This is a genomic window from Allobosea sp. WAO (assembly GCF_001509835.1).
GTDB lineage: Bacteria > Pseudomonadota > Alphaproteobacteria > Rhizobiales > Beijerinckiaceae > Allobosea.
The window spans coordinates 214410-230159 of sequence record NZ_JXTJ01000010.1 but is presented as its reverse complement, the minus strand read 5'-3'; the positions used below and the strand labels follow the sequence as shown (position 1 = coordinate 230159).

Below are 15750 nucleotides of genomic sequence, written 5' to 3'. Positions count from 1 at the left end.
AGCGACCGCGGCTGACCAGCCAAAATTGAATTATTCGATTTTGACCATCGGCGCGGTCCATGCTGCGGGCGCGAACGGGCCAGCCTATCGCATTTTCCGGGTCATCCCGGACAAGCGGCGAAGCCGCGCCGATCCGGGATCCATGCCTGAGGCGGCCCGGCATGGATCCCGGGTCTCCGCTGCGCTGCGCCCGGGATGACCGGGGACGGAGCGAGAAGCCGTGGACTGAAAGGAACGGGACTGTGACGGCTCTACGCAATATCGACATCGACCTGCTGCGCTCCTTCGTGACGATCGCCGAGCTGCGCTCCTTCACCCGCGCCGCGGCCGCCCTATCCCGCACCCAGTCGACGATCTCGACGCAGGTGCGCAGGCTCGAGGAGATCGCAGGCCAGACCCTGCTGCAGCGCTCGCCGCAGGAGGTGCTGCTGACCCGCGCCGGCGAGGATTTCCTCGGCTATGCCCGCCGCATCGTCGCGTTGCACGACGAAGCGCTCGACGTCGTCCGCGCTCAGAGCGTGTCCGGCCGCGTCCGTCTTGCCGTGATGGACGACTACGCCACCATCGTCCTGCCGGAGACGCTGGCGCGCTTCGCCCGCTCGCATCCGGAAGTCGAGCTAGAGGTCACCACCGGCTTCACCCGCGACCTGATGAATGCGCTCGGCGAGGAGTTCGACCTCGTGCTCGCCACCCAGCGCGCCGGAGACGGGCGCGGCGAGGTGCTACGCACCGAGCGCACCGCCTGGGCGGCCTCCGACCGCCATGATTTTTCGCTCGCCGGCCCGCTGCCGCTCGCCTTGCTCAAGGCGCCGAACATGTATCGCGAATGGGCGCTGGAGGCGCTGAACGAAGCCGGGCTCGGCTGGCGCATCCTGTTTTCGAGTTCGAGCATCGGCGCCGTCGAGGCGATGGCGGCGGCCGGCGCCGCGCTGACCGTGGTCAAGGCCGGCACCGCCCGGCCCGGCCTGCGCCTGCTCGGACGGCACGACGGACTGCCCGAACTGCCGGCCTCGGAGATCGCGCTGCATCTCGCGCCGGGGCGTCCAGCCGCCGCGGCCCGCGCGCTCAGCAGTTTCCTCGCCGAGGCGCTGCGGGAAGGCGACGAGGGCTAGCCTTCGCGCTCGGGCAGGCTTTCGACGAGGATTTCGCGCTTGCCTGCGTGGTTTGCTGGGCCGACGATGCCCTCGTTCTCCATGCGCTCCATGATCGAGGCGGCGCGGTTGTAGCCGATCTGCAGGCGGCGCTGGATGTAGGAGGTCGAGGCCTTCTTGTCGCGCAGCACGACGGCGACGGCCTGGTCGTAAGGGTCGTCGCTTTCGGCCTGGCCCATGCCGGTCTTGTCGAAGACGGCGCCGTCCTCCTCGGCTCCGGCCCCCTCCTCCTCCTCGGCGAGGACGGCGTCGAGATAGTCCGGGCGCCCTTGCGTCTTCAGATGCGCCACGACCTTCTCGACCTCGGCATCCGAGACGAAGGGGCCGTGCACGCGGGTGATCCGCCCGCCGCCGGCCATGTAGAGCATGTCGCCCTGGCCGAGCAGCTGCTCGGCGCCCATCTCGCCCAAAATGGTGCGGCTATCGATCTTCGAGGTGACCTGGAAGGAGATGCGGGTCGGGAAGTTCGCCTTGATCGTGCCGGTGATGACGTCGACCGAGGGGCGCTGCGTCGCCAGCACGACATGGATGCCGGCGGCACGCGCCATCTGGGCGAGGCGCTGGATCGTGCCCTCGATCTCCTTGCCGGCGACCATCATCAGGTCGGCCATCTCGTCGACGATGACGACGATGTAAGGCAAGGGCTCGAGCGCCATCGCCTCTTCCTCGTAGATCGCCTCGCCGGTATGGCGGTCGAAGCCGGTCTGCACCGTGCGGGTGATCACCTCGCCGGCCGCGGCTGCCTCCGCCACCCGGACATTGAAGCCGTCGATGTTGCGCACACCGAGCTTCGACATCTTCTTGTAGCGCTCCTCCATCTCGCGCACCGCCCATTTCAGGGCGACGACCGCCTTCTTCGGGTCGGTGACGACCGGGGTCAGCAGGTGCGGGATGCCGTCATAGACGGAGAGCTCAAGCATCTTCGGATCGACCATGATCAGCCGGCACTCCTCCGGCTTCAGCCGGTAGAGGATCGAGAGGATCATGGTGTTGATCGCGACCGACTTGCCGGAGCCGGTGGTGCCGGCGACGAGCAGATGCGGCATGCGGGCAAGGTCGGCGATCACCGGCTCGCCCCCGATGGTCTTGCCGAGGCAGAGCGCGAGCTTGTGCTTGGTCGATTCGAAGTCCTGGCTCGCCAGCAATTCGCGCAGGAAGACGGTCTCGCGCTTGGTGTTCGGCAGTTCGATGCCGATCGCGTTCTTGCCCTGCACCACCGCGACACGCGCCGAGATCGCGCTCATCGACCGCGCGATATCGTCGGCCAGCGAAATCACGCGCGAGCTCTTCGTCCCAGGAGCAGGCTCAAGCTCGTAAAGCGTCACAACAGGACCGGGGCAGGCCTGGACGACTTCGCCGCGGACATTGAAGTCCTCCAGCACGCCCTCCAGGAAGCCCGCATTCTGCTGCAGTATCTCGACCGGGATCGCGCTCTCGATCTGCGGCGGCTCGGCCAGGAAGTTGATCGGCGGGAGTTCGAAACCGGGGATCACCACCGAAACCGCAGGCGCGATCTCGACGCCGCGGCGCCTCGCGCGCTGTGCGGACGCATCGGGCTCGGGCGCGCGTTGCGGGCGCTCGGCCTTGAGGACTGAGACACCGTTCTTCGGCGCCGGCGCCGGTACCGGCGACGAGCTTTCCTGCACCGGCTGCTCGACCGGTGCTGGTGCCAGCACGGGAGGAAGCGGAGCAGGTACGGCAAAGCTCACATCGAGCCGGTAGCTCTGCGTCCAGCCCATGCCGCTCCACGGCGTCGCCGTTGCGGCGGTAGCCATGAAGCCGTCGGCATGCGGCACGATCCGCCGCTCTTCGGCCAGAGCCGGCGGCAGTGACGGAGGCGTCAGCAGGGCTGGCTCGGGAAACGTCTCGGCGAGTGTCTCGATGGCGGTCTCGTCGGACCGCTCGGCATCCGGGATGAACTCCCAGAAGGCATCGTCGGACAGGAAGGCGAAAGGCGTCGACGGCATCGCCTGGTCGGCCGGCTCCGCCTCGTCTTGCGCGACGACAGTCATCTCCGCGAGCATGGCCGCTTCGTCATCGAGCACCGCGGCGAGCGCTTCCGAAGCGCCTTCGGCAGTGGCGATCTCGGCGACCTGCGCCTCGCCCCAGACCTGCTGCATCAGATGCCGCGGGGTCCGCCAGAAGCGGACGCGGTCGAGCTCGGCCGCCGGAACAGGCGGCTCCTCGGCAGGGCAGATTTCAGCGGTCTCCGCCTCGACGACCGCTGCCTCGACGATTTCCGGCTCGACAGTTTCCGGCTCGATACGAGCCTTTGCGGTCTTCGCCGGCGTACGCCAGTACCGGACCTCGGCCGGCTCGGAAGCCGGCTGGCCAGACCGGGGCTGAAGGGGAGAATTAGCGCCTTCCGCCTGGGGATTCCAATTCACTCGACGCATGGACATCAGCAAGCACGGCACACTGGTTAACGACTGCTTCGAGGCGTACCCCGGCAGGGTTAAGAGGGGATGAAGCTTTGCCCGCCGCGCGCCGGGACGGCGTGTTGTCCCCATCCGGATCCGCTTGCCGCAGCGTCGCCTATATGCCCGGCAAACGGTACTCCTTGAACATCTCGCGCAGCGCCGTCTTCTGGATCTTGCCGGTCGCTGTGTGCGGGATCGCCTCGACCAGCACGACATCGTCGGGCAGCCACCATTTCGCGATCTTGCCGGTCATGAAGGCGAGCATCTCCTCCTTGCCGGGCGTCCGGCCGGGTTTCGGCACGATCACCAGGAGCGGGCGCTCGTCCCATTTCGGATGGGCGACGCCGATCACCGCCGCCTCCGCCACGTCGGGATGGCCCACGGCGAGGTTTTCGAGCTCGATCGAGGATATCCATTCGCCGCCGGACTTGATCACGTCCTTGGAGCGGTCGGTGACCTGCATGTAGCCGTGAGGATCGATGGTCGCGACATCGCCGGTGTCGAAGAAGCCGTACTCGTCGAGGATCGGCTGCTCGTGCCGGTAATAGGCGCCGGCGACGGCCGGGCCGCGCACCTTGAGTCGCCCGAAGGTCTTGCCGTCCCAGGGCAGCTCCTTGCCCTCGTCGTCGGTCAGCCGGAACTCGACGGTGAACTGCGGATGGCCCTGCTTGACCTTGAGATCGTAGAGCGCCTCGCCTTCAAGATCGGCATAGTCCGGCTTGATCGTGCAGAAGGAGCCGATCGGGCTGGTCTCGGTCATGCCCCAGGCGTGGTCGACGGTGACGCCGTACTTCTTCTCGAAGGCTTCGGTCATCGCCCGCGGGCAGGCGGAACCGCCGATCACGACCCGCTTCAGACTGGTGAGCCGCTCGCCCGTCGCTTCGAGATGCTGCAGCAGCCCGAGCCAGACCGTCGGCACGGCCGCCGTCAGCGTCACGCCCTCGCCGTTCAGGAGTTCGAGCAGCGAAGCGCCGTCGAGCTTCATGCCGGGCAGGACGAGCTTTGCCCCGGTCATCGGCGCCGAATAGGCCAGCGACCAGCTATTGGCGTGGAACAGCGGCACCACCGGCATCACGACGCTGCGCGACGACAGGCCCATATAGTCCGGCATGGCGCAGGCCATGGCGTGCAGCACGTTCGAACGGTGCGAATAAAGCACGCCCTTGGGCCCGCCCGTGGTGCCGGAGGTGTAGCAGAGCCCGGCGGCGGTGTTCTCGTCGAGCTTCGCCCAGGCGAAATCGGCATCCGTTCCGGCGAGCCAGTCCTCATAGGCGACAGCGCCCTTCAACGAGGTCTCCGGCATGTGCTCGCGATCGGTCAGGATGATGTAGCGCTCGATCGTCGGCAGCTTGTCCTGGATGCCCTCGATCAACTTGACGAAGGTCAGGTCGAGGAAGAGCAGTCGGTCCCCGGCATGGTTGATGATCCAGGCGATCTGGTCCGGGAACAGGCGCGGATTAACGGTGTGGGTGATCGCTCCGATGCCGGTGATGCCGTACCAGAGCTCGAGATGCCGGTCGGTGTTCCAGGCCAGCGTCGCGACGCGATCGCCGACCTTGACCCCGCTGCCCGAGAGCTTCTTCGCCAGCTTCAGCGCCTTCTCGCGCACCTTTGCGTAGGTCGTGCGCCGGATCGGCCCCTCGACGCTGCGGCTGACCACCTCGCGATTGCCATGCTGGATCGCGGCATGGTCGATGATCCGGTGGATCAGCAGGGGCCAGTCCTGCATCAAGCCCAGCATGCGTCTTCTCCCCGTTGGTACTACCTGTTTTGCGCAGCATAGCCAGCGGACGCGGCGACGCGAAAGCCCTCGCGCGACGGCCGAAGATAAGCTAGTTCAGGAATGAACCATCGGGGGAAAGAGCCGTTGCCAGCATCCCGCCCGGCCCCTGTGCCTGAGCCCGTCGAACCGGACCGCGTCTGGTTCCGCTTCATGCGGCTGCATCAGCGCATGCTCGGCCAGATGACCGCGCGCATCCGCGAGCTCGGCCTCTCCATCCCGCAATTCGACCTGCTCTCGACCCTGACGGAGCGCGAAGGCATCAGCCAAAGCGAGCTCGCCGAGCGGCTCTACGTCACCAAGGGCAATGTCTCCGGCCTGGTCGACCGGCTGGTCCAGGCCGGCCTCGTCGAGCGCCGCGCCATCGCCGGCGACCGGCGTTCCTACGCCATGCACCTGACGCCCGAGGGCCGGCGGCTGGCGGAAGCCGGCATGCAGACGCAGCGCGACTTCGTCGCCTCCACCCTCGGCAAACTGCCATCAGGCGATCTCGTCGAGCTCGACCGGCTGGTGCTGGCCTGGCGCGACCTCGCCCGCGCCGCCGACGAGACCTAGGTCAAGCGCATGTTCGCGGGGCTGGCCTATGCCGGCGGCGGCAATCGTTGCTACTGGCAGGGCGGCTTCCACGAGACGGTGGCGCCGCGCATCGGCCTGAAGCCGCGCCGTGTCGTCGGCGCCAGCGCCGGTGCCTTCGCCATGCTCTATACCGCGCTCGGCCTCGGCCCGACCGTGCGCGAGCTGGTGCGGGAGGCTTGCCTCGGCCGGACCTCCGAGGTCGACTGGCCAGCCTTTCGCCGCGGCGGCCGCCTCTTCCCGGTCGGCGAGCTCTACCAGTCCATGCTCGCCGAGCTGTTCACCACGGAGCGCCTGGCCGAGCTACAGTCCAGCGCCGATTTCCGGATCGCGATCTCGCGACCTCCACGCTTCTGGCCCCTGCCCGTCGCCGCCGCCCTCGGCATCGGCGCCTATCAGCTCGAAAAGCGTCTGCGTCGCCCCGTGCATCCGACAGCCGGGCGCAGGCTCGGTTTCGTGCCCGACCTGATCCGCATCGCCGATTGCGCCACGCCGGCCGAACTGGTCGCCGCGCTGATGGCGAGCGCCTCGGTGCCGCCCTTCATGCCGGGCGGCCTGGTCGCGGGCCGCGCCGCGCTCGATGGTGGCCTCGTCGACAGCGCCCCGGCCTGGGCGCTCGCCGAGCTGGAGCAGCAAGGCGAACCGACGCTCGTCCTGCTCACCCGCCCCTTCGCAGAGGTGCCCGAGGTCGCGAACCGGACCTATACAGGCCCGTCCGAAACCATCCCGGTCAGCCAGTTCACCATCCGCAACTGGGACGGCATCCGTTTCGCCTATGAGCTCGGCATCCGCGATGGCGAGGCGTTCCTCCGGACCCTGGAAGGCAGGCGAGCCCGCAAGGCCTCGATAGCGCCGTGACCACATAAGGCGCGATGCCGATCCGCATCGTGCGGCAAGGCCCGTTTTCATCGCTCTTCGCACTGGGCTACGAATTGGCAATCGGCCGCCGGAATCAGCCATGCCTTCGATCGACCTCAACGTCTCCGCCACCAGCCTGCGCGCTGGCCTGCTGGCCCGCCGCTTCAGCGCAAGCGAGCTGCTCGAAGCGACCTTCGCCCGCATCGACGCGCTGAATCCCTCGCTCAACGCCATCGTTGCGCAGGATCGCGAGGCGGCCCGCGCCATGGCGGCGGAATCCGACCGGCGCATCGCAGCAGGGCAAGCGCGTCCGCTGGAAGGCCTGCCGATCACCATCAAGGACGCGTTCGACGTCGCCGGCCTGCCCTCCTCCGGCGGCCTGCCGGCCTACAAGGACCGTCTTCCCGTGGAGGACGCAGCTGCCGTCGCGCGCCTGCGCGCCGCCGGCGTGGTGATCATCGGCAAGACCATCGTCCCTGTCTTCTCCGGCGATTTCCAGAGCTACAACCCCGCCCATGGCATCGCCAACAATCCGTGGAACCCGGCCTATTCGCCCGGCGGCTCCTCCGGCGGGGCGGCGATCGCGGTCGCGACCGGCATGGCCGCCTTCGAGCTCGGCTCCGATCTCGGCTCCTCGATCCGCTGGCCGGCCCAGGCCTGCGGCGTGCTCGGCCTGAAGACCAGCTGGGGGCTGGTCTCGACCTGGGGCGCGGTGCCGCCGCCGCCCGAGCGGCGCACGGCGCGCAATGTCGACCTGATGGTCGCTGGTCCTATCGCCCGCTACGCCGAGGACCTCGACCTCGTCCTGCCCGTGCTCGCCGGTCCGCGCGACGCCCATGTCGCCGGCCCGACACTGCCCGCTCTCCGCCACGCCGGCGCCAAAGGCCTGCGCGTCGCGGTCTGGGCGAGCGAGCCTTTCGCGCCGGTGACCGGCGAGGTTTCCGAGGCGGTGCGCGAGGCCGGCCGTCGCCTCGCCGCCGCCGGTGCGCTGGTCGACGAGACCGCCCGCCCCGGCTTTCGCTTCACCGAGGCCTATGAGGTCTATGCACTGCTGAACCACGCGGTCGTCGCCTACGGCCTGCCGCCGAAGGTGCGCGCCCGCATCCAGGCACAGGCGGCGAAATTCGCTCCCGGCGATCTCTCGCATCAGGCGCTGCAGGCCCGCGGCGCCCGCATGACGCCCGGGCTCTACCAGCAGATCCACCAACGCCGCCTCGCGCTGAAGCGGCAATGGGCCCGCTTCTTCCAGAATTACGACGTGCTGCTCTGCCCGCCCGCACCGGTCGGCGCGCTGAAGCATGACCATCTGCCGGACTTCCACGCCCGCAGGCTCGATATCGACGGCACGGAGCGGCCCTATCTCGACTTCCTGTGCTGGGCGAGCCTTGCCACCGGCGCCGACCTGCCGGCGCTCTCGATGCCGCTCGGCCCGTCGCAGGCCGGCATGCCGCTCGGCGTGCAAATCATCGCGCCGATGGGCGAGGACCGCAGCGCCATCGCGGTCGGCACGATGCTGGAAAAGCTGGGCGGCGGCTATCGCGTACCGCCGGTCGTGAATGGCTGAACCGTTCGCCGGGCGTCGAGGAACGGAGATCTGCGCTTTAGATCGCGCTGACCGGGATCTTCTCGCCAGCTTCCTTCCGCTCGCTGTAGCGGGTGGTCAGATAGCCTGCGCGATCCCGCGTCAGCAGCGTGAAGCGCACGAGCTCCTCCATGACGTCGACCACCCGGTCGTAATAGGCCGAGGGCTTCATCCGCCCGGCCTCGTCGAATTCCTGGAAAGCCTTGGCGACCGAGGACTGGTTCGGGATCGTCAGCATGCGCATCCAGCGCCCCAGAACCCGCAAGGTGTTGAGCGCATTGAAGGACTGCGAACCGCCACTGACCTGCATCACCGCCAGCGTGCGCCCCTGCGTCGGACGAACCGAGCCGATCGACAACGGAATCCAGTCGATCTGGTTCTTGAATACGCCGGTGATCGTGCCGTGCCGCTCCGGGCTGCACCAGACCTGCCCCTCCGACCAGAGCGAAAGCTCGCGCAGCTCTCGAACCTTCGGATGGTCGACCGATACGCTGTCCGGCATCGGCAGGCCGGCGGGGTCGAACACTCTGGTCTCGGCTCCGAGATGCCGCAGGATGCGCTCGGCCTCCAGCGTCAGGAACCGGCTGTAGGAGCGTTCCCGCAGCGAACCATAGAGCAGCAGGATGCGGGGTGGATGGGTGGCCCGCTGCGACGGCTCGAGCCGGCCTGAATCGGGGGCGATCAGCAGGTTAAGATCCACATTGGGGAGATCGGTCATGGCTCGGTGCCCTCGGCAGCAGGTAGCGACATCGGCCGCGACGCCGGCCCCGGCCGGCCCGCGCCGGCCTCGTACCAGCCGCGGCTGCGGTTCACGATCCAGACGACAGACAGCATCACGGGAACCTCGACCAGAACCCCGACGACCGTCGCCAGCGCCGCCCCGGAATTGAAGCCGAACAGGCTGACGGCTGCGGCCACGGCGAGCTCGAAGAAGTTCGATGCGCCGATCAGCGCCGAAGGGCCGGCGACGCAATGCTGTTCGCCGAGGAGACGGTTGAGCCCGTAAGCAAGCCCAGCATTGAAATAGACCTGGATCAGGATCGGCACCGCGAGGATCGCGATGATCGCCGGCTGCGCCAGGAGTTGCTGGCCCTGGAAGCCGAAGAGCAGGACGAGCGTCGCAAGCAGGGCAACGAGCGAAGCCGGCGCGAGCGCAGCGAGCAAGCGCTGCAATCCCGCCTCCCCCCTGGACGCGAGCACCCGGCCGCGCAGCAGCTGCGACGCGATCACCGGCACCACGATATAGAGCAGGACCGACAGGGTCAGCGTGCTCCAGGGCACCGTTATGGCGGACAGCCCGAGCAGCAGGCCGACGATCGGAGCGAAGGCGACGATCATCACCGCATCGTTCAGCGCGACCTGGCTCAGGGTGAAATGCGGCTCGCCCTTGATCAGGCTCGACCAGACGAACACCATCGCCGTGCATGGCGCGGCCGCGAGGATGATCAGCCCGGCGATATAGGAGTCCACCTGGTCGGCGGGCAGATTGGGCCGAAACAGCCAGCCGACGAACAGCCAGCCGAGCAGCGCCATCGAGAATGGCTTCACGGCCCAGTTCACGAAGAGCGTCACGCCGATGCCGCGCCAGTGCCGGCCGACCTGACGCAGCGCGGCGAAATCGATCCTCAGCAGCATCGGCACGATCATCAGCCAGATCAGCGCCGCCATTGGCAGGTTGACCTTGGCGATCTCCATGCCTGCGATCGCGACGAACGCCCCGGGCGCGACATGGCCGAGCGCAATGCCCGCAAGGATGCACAGCGCCACCCACAAGGTGAGATAGCGTTCGAATGCCGACATCGAATGGCCTCAGAGATTGATCTTGCGCGTGAGAAGCGCTGCGCTGGCCGGGCAGAGCGCAGCGGCCTGGCGCGTCGCGAGGATCGCCGCCGGCGCCGCGTCCCGCGCGACACGGCCAAAGCCATTGCGCTCGAAGAAGGCCGCGGCATCGGTGGTCAGCAGCCAGGCCTGTCGCGCACCCTGGTCGAAGGAACGGCGAAGCAGCAATGGCAGCATGGCGCGCCCTGCGCCGCTGCCGCGGCGCTCCGGTGCCACGACGACCGAACGGATCAGGGCATCGGTACCATGGAGCTCGAAGCCGCCATGGCCGAGAAGATTTCCGGCAAGCGTGCGGAAGGCGAAGAAGCGCCGCCCGGGCTCAGATAGATCGGAGCTGGGAAGCCCGGCATCGTTCAGGGCCGCACGAAGCTCGCCGTCATCCGCCCCGACCGGGGCGTCGGCGACCACGATTGCACCATCCTCCTTGAACTGGTCGGTATCGATCGCCGGGATGAGGTCGAGGACGAGTTCGGAAGGCCGGCACAGGCGAGCGCCATTTGCCGCAACGACGATGGGTCGGTTCAGGAGCACGGGATGGGCCGCGATCGCGTCGAGCAGTCCGTCGTCGCCAATCGACGGGTCGCCGAGACCGAGATCGGCGAACGGCGTCCCCTTCTCGCGCAGGAGGTCGCGCAAGGGCATCCCCAAGCGCTTCGCCATGGCGACGATCTCGTCTCGCGATGGCGGCGTCTGCAGATAGGCGATGATGGTGGGCTCGATGCCGGCCGCCCGGATCAGCGCCAGCGCGTTGCGCGAGGTCCCGCACGCGGGATTGTGGTAGATGACGACGCTCATCGACGCGCTCCTTCGCCCGCGCAGCGGGGCACGAGTTCCTCGATCAACGGCGCGCAAAGATCGGCCCGCCCGCCGCAGCAATCCTTGAGCAGGAAGGCGATCACGGCGCGAAACCCCGCGAGATCGGCGCGGTAGATGATCGAGCGGCTCTGGCGCTCGCCGATGATCAATCCCGCGCGCGACAGCACCGCCAGATGGGCCGACATCGTGTTCTGCGGAACCGCCAGCAGCTTGGCGAGCTCGCCTGCCGGCACACCTTCGGGCTCGCACCGGACCAGAAGCCTGAACGTGTCGAGACGCGTCGGCTGGGCGAGCGCCGCCAGGGCGAGGATGGCTTGTGAATTATCCATATATCCAAGTTAATGGATATAAATCGAGATGGCAAGCCCGGTTGCCGCCGCCGGCTCCTGGAAGCCTCTCCGCGGGCGCCCCGTCCGGCCGGCGCGTGCGGAGACACGCCGGCACTCGATCGATCGGCGTCCCCTAACTTCAGAGATGGTCGGCGAGCGAAGCCCTGCGATTCCCGTCGCGGCCGATCGTCTCCGGCGCCGCCAGCATGGCGTTCAACACCGCTTCTTGCGTCGCCTCGGTGGCAGCCCGGAACGGCAGGTCGATCCGGTTTTCGTTGAGCGCGGCGAGCGGCACGATATCCGCGTTCTCATCATGCGCGATCCTGTTCGCGGTCGAGAAGGCGATGGCGATGTCGCCGCTGCCATTGCCCCAGAAGGCGCCGAGCCGCGCGAGACCGGCGCCGCCCCGCCGGGCGATACGGGTGAGCTGCCGGCTCTCCAGTGGCAGATCGGTCGCGATGAGAATGATCACCGAACCGCGCTCCGGCGGCTGCACCGTCCGCTTCGCCGACGGCACCGGCCGGCGCCCGTCGGGCAGAATGAGGTCGCCGGCATTGCCGAAATTGGCCTGCACCAGCACGCCCAAGGTGAAGCTGCGACCGTCGAACTCGATCGTTCGCGACGCCGTGCCGATGCCGCCCTTGAAGCCAAAGGCACTCATGCCGGTGCCGGCACCAACCGCCCCCTCCTCGACCGGACCGCCAGTGGCGGCATCGAGCGCGGCCTCAGCATCCGCGACGCTCAGGCGCCGCGCCCGGATGTCGGAGAGGAAGCCGTCATTGCATTCGAGCACCAGTGAGTTCACCGTTCCGGTGCTGCGCCCGATCTGCGGATTGGCGGCGAGCGCGCTCCCGACCAGAGCCTCGATCCCGGTCGCGACCGAAAACGTGTTGCCGAGCAGGATCGGCGTCTCGATCTGGCCGAGTTCGTCGAGCTGCATCAAGCCGACGCTCTTGCCGAAGCCGTTGATCACCGAAACCCCGGCCCGGACCTTCTCGCGGAACGGGTCGCCTTGATGCGGCAGAACTGCGGTGAAACCGGTGTTGATGTCACCATCGCGCAGCGTCCGGTGCCCGACCGAGACGCCCGCAACATCGGTAATCGCATTGAGCGGGCCTGGCGGCAGCACGCCGCAGATCAGCCCATGGTCACGTGCCCGCTTGCTCAAAGGGTGCTCCTGTGCCGAGCCGGTCAGATCGCCGCGTTGAAAACGGCTTCGAGATTGTGGCCGTCGGGGTCGACGACGAAGGCCGCATAATAGTTCGGACCGTAATGGAGCCGCAGGCCAGGCGCGCCATTGTCGCGCCCGCCATGCAGCAGGGCAGCGCGATGGAAATCCGCGACCGCCTGACGGCCCGGCGCCGCGAAGGCGAGATGAAAGCCCGGGCCGGGTGGGCGCTGCCCGTCCGGGCGGTGCTTCAGGGCGAGCCGATCGCCACCGCCGGGAGTGCCATAGCCGACGGCCTGGTTGGCCTCGCCCGGCCTGAGATCCGCCCAAACACGGGCATAGCCGAGCGGCGCCAGCACCGCATCGTAGAACGCGGCGGCACGCGCGATATCGGCTACACCGAGCGAGAGGTGATGCAACATCGGCCGACCTGCTCCGGTCACGCTCCAGCCGCCACCTTCGTAACGGTCGGCCGCGGCCTCCCGCCGACCAGCTCCTCGCGCAGGACCAGCCGCTCCTCCGGCCCGATCACGCCGAGCGCGACGTCGCGATCGGGCAGGATGGCGGTGGCGAGCTTGCCGACGAAGACGATGACCGGACGCTGGCCGGCGGCCGCCCAGCGTCGCATCTGGCTGAGATAGGGCTCCTTGCGCCAGGCCTGCGCCGCGCCGGGATCGACCTGGGCGAAGAGCCATTTCGTCGCGGGGTCCATGGTCAGCACGAAACGCGCCTGATCCGGTTTCCATTCCGGGCCAAGGAAGCTCTGGGTCATCCACAGGCAGAAGAAGTCGCGGCACTGCTGCGGCCGGTCAGCGTAGATCTTGCAGGAGCGTCCGGGCAGGCAATGCTGGCACCAGGAACCGGCGGGACTGTCGACCTCCGGATTGTCGTAGACCTTGCAGCACAGCGTGCAGCTGCCGCAATCGCGGCCCGGCGCAGGTCGGTTCGCCAGAGAAACGGTTTCGATCATGCCGGCCTCTTCCAAAGGTGCCGAACCATGCGCATCGCTATTGCCGCTGGCAAGCCATGATTGGAATCGTTCCAGGCGCAATTTCTTTCGTCGGCGCTCATCATGAGCAGCCGCGCAGTGGCGTCTCCAAAGATGCTCCGGGAGGCGCCGGCGCTGGCCGAAGCCCCCTTCGAGACGCGGTCCTGCGGAGCCCTCGTCAGGATTGAGGTTCCATCTGGAGAGCCGCCTCAAGTTTCCAGAGCAGCGGGTTTGCCCTGCGCCAGACTCTGCCGCGATCTGCAAGAAAATCGCTCAGCGCTTGCGCGGCTGCGGGGCTATGCTCGCATAAAGATCCCATAAGGAAGCGGAGCCGGGCATGCTGACCAACCTCGCCGTGCGCGATATCGAGACGCTGATTCACCCCTACACCAATCTCGCCACGCATCGCGAGGTCGGCCCGCTCGTGCTCGAGCGCGGCCAGGGCGTCTTCGTCTACGACACCGCCGGCAAGGACTATATCGAGGGGATGGCCGGGCTCTGGTGCACCTCGCTCGGCTATTCCAACGAGGAGCTCGCCGAGACCGCCTATGAGCAGCTGAAGAAGCTGCCCTACACCCACATCTTCTCCGGCCGCAGCCATGATCCGGCGATCGAGCTCGCCGAGAAGCTGAAGGAGATCGCGCCGGTGCCGATCTCCAAGGTCTTCTACGGCTCGGCCGGCTCCGATGCCAACGACACCCAGGTCAAGCTGGTCTGGTACATGAACAACGCACTCGGCCGCCCGAAGAAGAAGAAGATCATCTCGCGGCTGAAGGGCTATCACGGCGTCACCGTGGCCTCGGCCTCGCTGACCGGCCTTCCGGCCAACCATACCGATTTCGACCTGCCGCTCCCCGGCATCCTGCACACCTCCTGCCCGCATCACTACCGCTTCGCCCATCCCGGCGAGAGCGAGCTCGACTTCTCGGCGCGCCTCGCCGCCGAGCTCGACGAGATGATCCAGCGCGAGGGGCCGGACACGGTCGCCGCCTTCATCGCCGAGCCGGTGATGGGCGCCGGCGGCGCGGTGACGCCGCCCGAGGGCTATTTCGAGGCGATCAACGCCGTCCTCGCAAAGTACGACATCCTGTTCATCTCCGACGAGGTCATCACCGGCTTCGGCCGCACCGGCGAGATGTTCGGCACCACCACCTACAAGATGAACGCCGACACGCTGTCCTGCGCCAAGGCGCTGACATCGGCCTATTTCCCGCTCAGCGCCGTGATGGTCAGCGAGCCCATCTACCAGGTGCTGGTCGACCAGAGCCGCAAGATCGGCACCTTCGGCCACGGCAACACCTATGCCGGCCACCCGGTCGGCTGCGCGGTCGCGGTCAAGACGCTGGAGATCTACCAGCGCGACAAGATCATCGAGCGCGTGCGGCAGGTCTCGCCGAAGTTCCTCGCCCGCCTCGGCAAGCTCGCCGAGCACCCGCTGGTCGGCGAGGCCCGCGGCGTCGGCCTGATCGGCGGCATCGAGCTCGTCAAGGACAAGGCGAGCAAGGCGCAGTTCGAGGCCAAGAAGGCCGTCGCCGCCAAGTCGGTTTCCTTCGCCCAGGAGGAAGGCGTCATCCTGCGCGCCATGGGCGGCGACCGCGTCGCTTTCTGCCCGCCGCTGGTGATCAGCGAGGCGGAGATCGACGAGATGTTCGATCGCTATGAGCGGGCGCTCGGCAGGACGCTCGACTGGGTCAAGGCCGAAGGCCTGCTCGCCGCCTGAAGCGGAACGACAGAACCTGGACATCGGAATGCTCGCCCCGTGGCGAGCATTTTCGTTTCAGGCCCTGCCCTCGCATGCTGAAGACTGGATGGCGCGAACAGGCCGGACCATCACGCGAAGGGGCCCCGAAACCAATTATCGGCCGCCTCCGGCGAAAGCGCACCAAACCTGACCAAGGCCTCGTTGTGATGCAGAAAACGTCACGATGTTTTCACGATGCCGCCGCCGACAGGACCCGATCGGCTGCGACATTGACCAAGTCGGCGGCCCAGGAACCGCCGGCAGGCCCAGATGGAACCGAGAGTCATGTCTTCGCAAAAGCCACAGTCCAAGGCACCGCGCAGCGCCAGCTTTCACGATGCCACCGCGCGTGAGGCCTATGCGTCACGCTTTCGCCCGATCGCAATTCCTGCCATTCTGGCGGGAACCCGCTGGGCACCTGCCGCGTTGACCTCGCAGCACAGGGACGTTCCGGCGATCCTGCGCAGCGGTTCTGAAGATTGACCACGGCACGACCTTCTACCGA

The 15750-nt window shown here is 67.7% G+C and carries 14 protein-coding genes and 2 pseudogenes; 6 read left to right on the top strand and 10 right to left on the bottom strand.

The window, feature by feature from the left end:
* Window positions 1–242: 242 nt before the first annotated feature.
* Complete coding sequence (locus DK26_RS20290; RefSeq protein WP_066476204.1) at window positions 243–1112, top strand: LysR substrate-binding domain-containing protein; 870 nt, start codon at window positions 243–245, stop codon at window positions 1110–1112.
* Here the strand turns inward: DK26_RS20290 and DK26_RS28655 are convergent.
* The gene (locus DK26_RS28655; protein ID WP_248310049.1) at window positions 1109–3538 is read right to left on the bottom strand and encodes a DNA translocase FtsK; all 2430 of its coding nucleotides are present in this window, start codon (window positions 3536–3538) and stop codon (window positions 1109–1111) included. The two genes, DK26_RS20290 and DK26_RS28655, sit on opposite strands and share 4 nt — an antisense overlap.
* 148 nt (window positions 3539–3686) lie before the next feature.
* Window positions 3687–5312 (bottom strand): long-chain-fatty-acid--CoA ligase, encoded by a 1626-nt coding sequence (locus DK26_RS20280; protein ID WP_066476203.1) that lies wholly within the window; start codon window positions 5310–5312, stop codon window positions 3687–3689.
* Window positions 5313–5504: 192 nt separating this feature from the next.
* On the opposite strand from DK26_RS20280, the gene DK26_RS20275 reads away from it, so the two are divergent.
* The 3 genes from DK26_RS20275 (at window position 5505) to DK26_RS20265 (ending at window position 8346) form a co-directional block, all read left to right on the top strand.
* A complete protein-coding gene (locus DK26_RS20275) occupies window positions 5505–5906 on the top strand; it encodes a MarR family transcriptional regulator (RefSeq protein ID WP_248310048.1) in 402 nt (133 codons plus the stop codon).
* A gap of 9 nt (window positions 5907–5915) precedes the next feature.
* The gene (locus tag DK26_RS20270) at window positions 5916–6782 is read left to right on the top strand and encodes a patatin-like phospholipase family protein (protein ID WP_066476201.1); all 867 of its coding nucleotides are present in this window, start codon (window positions 5916–5918) and stop codon (window positions 6780–6782) included.
* 100 nt (window positions 6783–6882) lie between these two features.
* A complete protein-coding gene (locus DK26_RS20265) occupies window positions 6883–8346 on the top strand; it encodes an amidase family protein (protein ID WP_066476200.1) in 1464 nt (487 codons plus the stop codon).
* A 37-nt stretch (window positions 8347–8383) separates the two neighbouring features.
* Here DK26_RS20265 and arsH read toward each other — a convergent pair whose 3' ends face one another.
* From arsH to DK26_RS20230, 8 genes and pseudogenes are all read right to left on the bottom strand, one after another.
* Complete coding sequence (arsH, locus tag DK26_RS20260) at window positions 8384–9082, bottom strand: arsenical resistance protein ArsH (protein WP_066476199.1); 699 nt, start codon at window positions 9080–9082, stop codon at window positions 8384–8386.
* Window positions 9079–10164, bottom strand: coding sequence for an ACR3 family arsenite efflux transporter (gene arsB, locus DK26_RS20255; protein WP_066476197.1), 1086 nt, complete (start codon window positions 10162–10164; stop codon window positions 9079–9081). The genes arsH and arsB overlap by 4 nt, the downstream gene beginning before the upstream one ends.
* 9 nt (window positions 10165–10173) lie before the next feature.
* Window positions 10174–10569 (bottom strand): annotated as a pseudogene (arsN2, locus tag DK26_RS29985) (arsenic resistance N-acetyltransferase ArsN2); the annotation flags it as partial.
* A gap of 36 nt (window positions 10570–10605) precedes the next feature.
* A pseudogene (gene arsC, locus DK26_RS29980) lies at window positions 10606–10998 on the bottom strand (arsenate reductase (glutaredoxin)); the annotation flags it as partial.
* Window positions 10995–11348, bottom strand: a complete 354-nt coding sequence (locus DK26_RS20245) for a helix-turn-helix transcriptional regulator (RefSeq protein WP_066476195.1) — start codon at window positions 11346–11348, stop codon at window positions 10995–10997. The pseudogene arsC and the gene DK26_RS20245, both read right to left, overlap by 4 nt.
* Window positions 11349–11487: 139 nt before the next feature.
* Complete coding sequence (locus DK26_RS20240) at window positions 11488–12516, bottom strand: P1 family peptidase (RefSeq protein ID WP_066476193.1); 1029 nt, start codon at window positions 12514–12516, stop codon at window positions 11488–11490.
* Window positions 12517–12539: 23 nt separating this feature from the next.
* A complete protein-coding gene (locus DK26_RS20235; protein ID WP_066476191.1) occupies window positions 12540–12938 on the bottom strand; it encodes a VOC family protein in 399 nt (132 codons plus the stop codon).
* 17 nt (window positions 12939–12955) lie between these two features.
* Window positions 12956–13486, bottom strand: coding sequence for a hypothetical protein (locus DK26_RS20230; protein WP_066476190.1), 531 nt, complete (start codon window positions 13484–13486; stop codon window positions 12956–12958).
* 355 nt (window positions 13487–13841) lie between these two features.
* Between DK26_RS20230 and DK26_RS20225 the strand changes: the two genes are divergently transcribed.
* Both DK26_RS20225 and DK26_RS29115 read left to right on the top strand, forming a co-directional pair.
* On the top strand, window positions 13842–15224 hold the full coding sequence (locus DK26_RS20225) for an aminotransferase (RefSeq protein WP_066476189.1): 1383 nt from the start codon (window positions 13842–13844) through the stop codon (window positions 15222–15224).
* Between the two features lie 306 nt (window positions 15225–15530).
* Window positions 15531–15728, top strand: a complete 198-nt coding sequence (locus DK26_RS29115; RefSeq protein WP_157089747.1) for a hypothetical protein — start codon at window positions 15531–15533, stop codon at window positions 15726–15728.
* The last annotated feature ends 22 nt before the right edge of the window (window positions 15729–15750 follow it).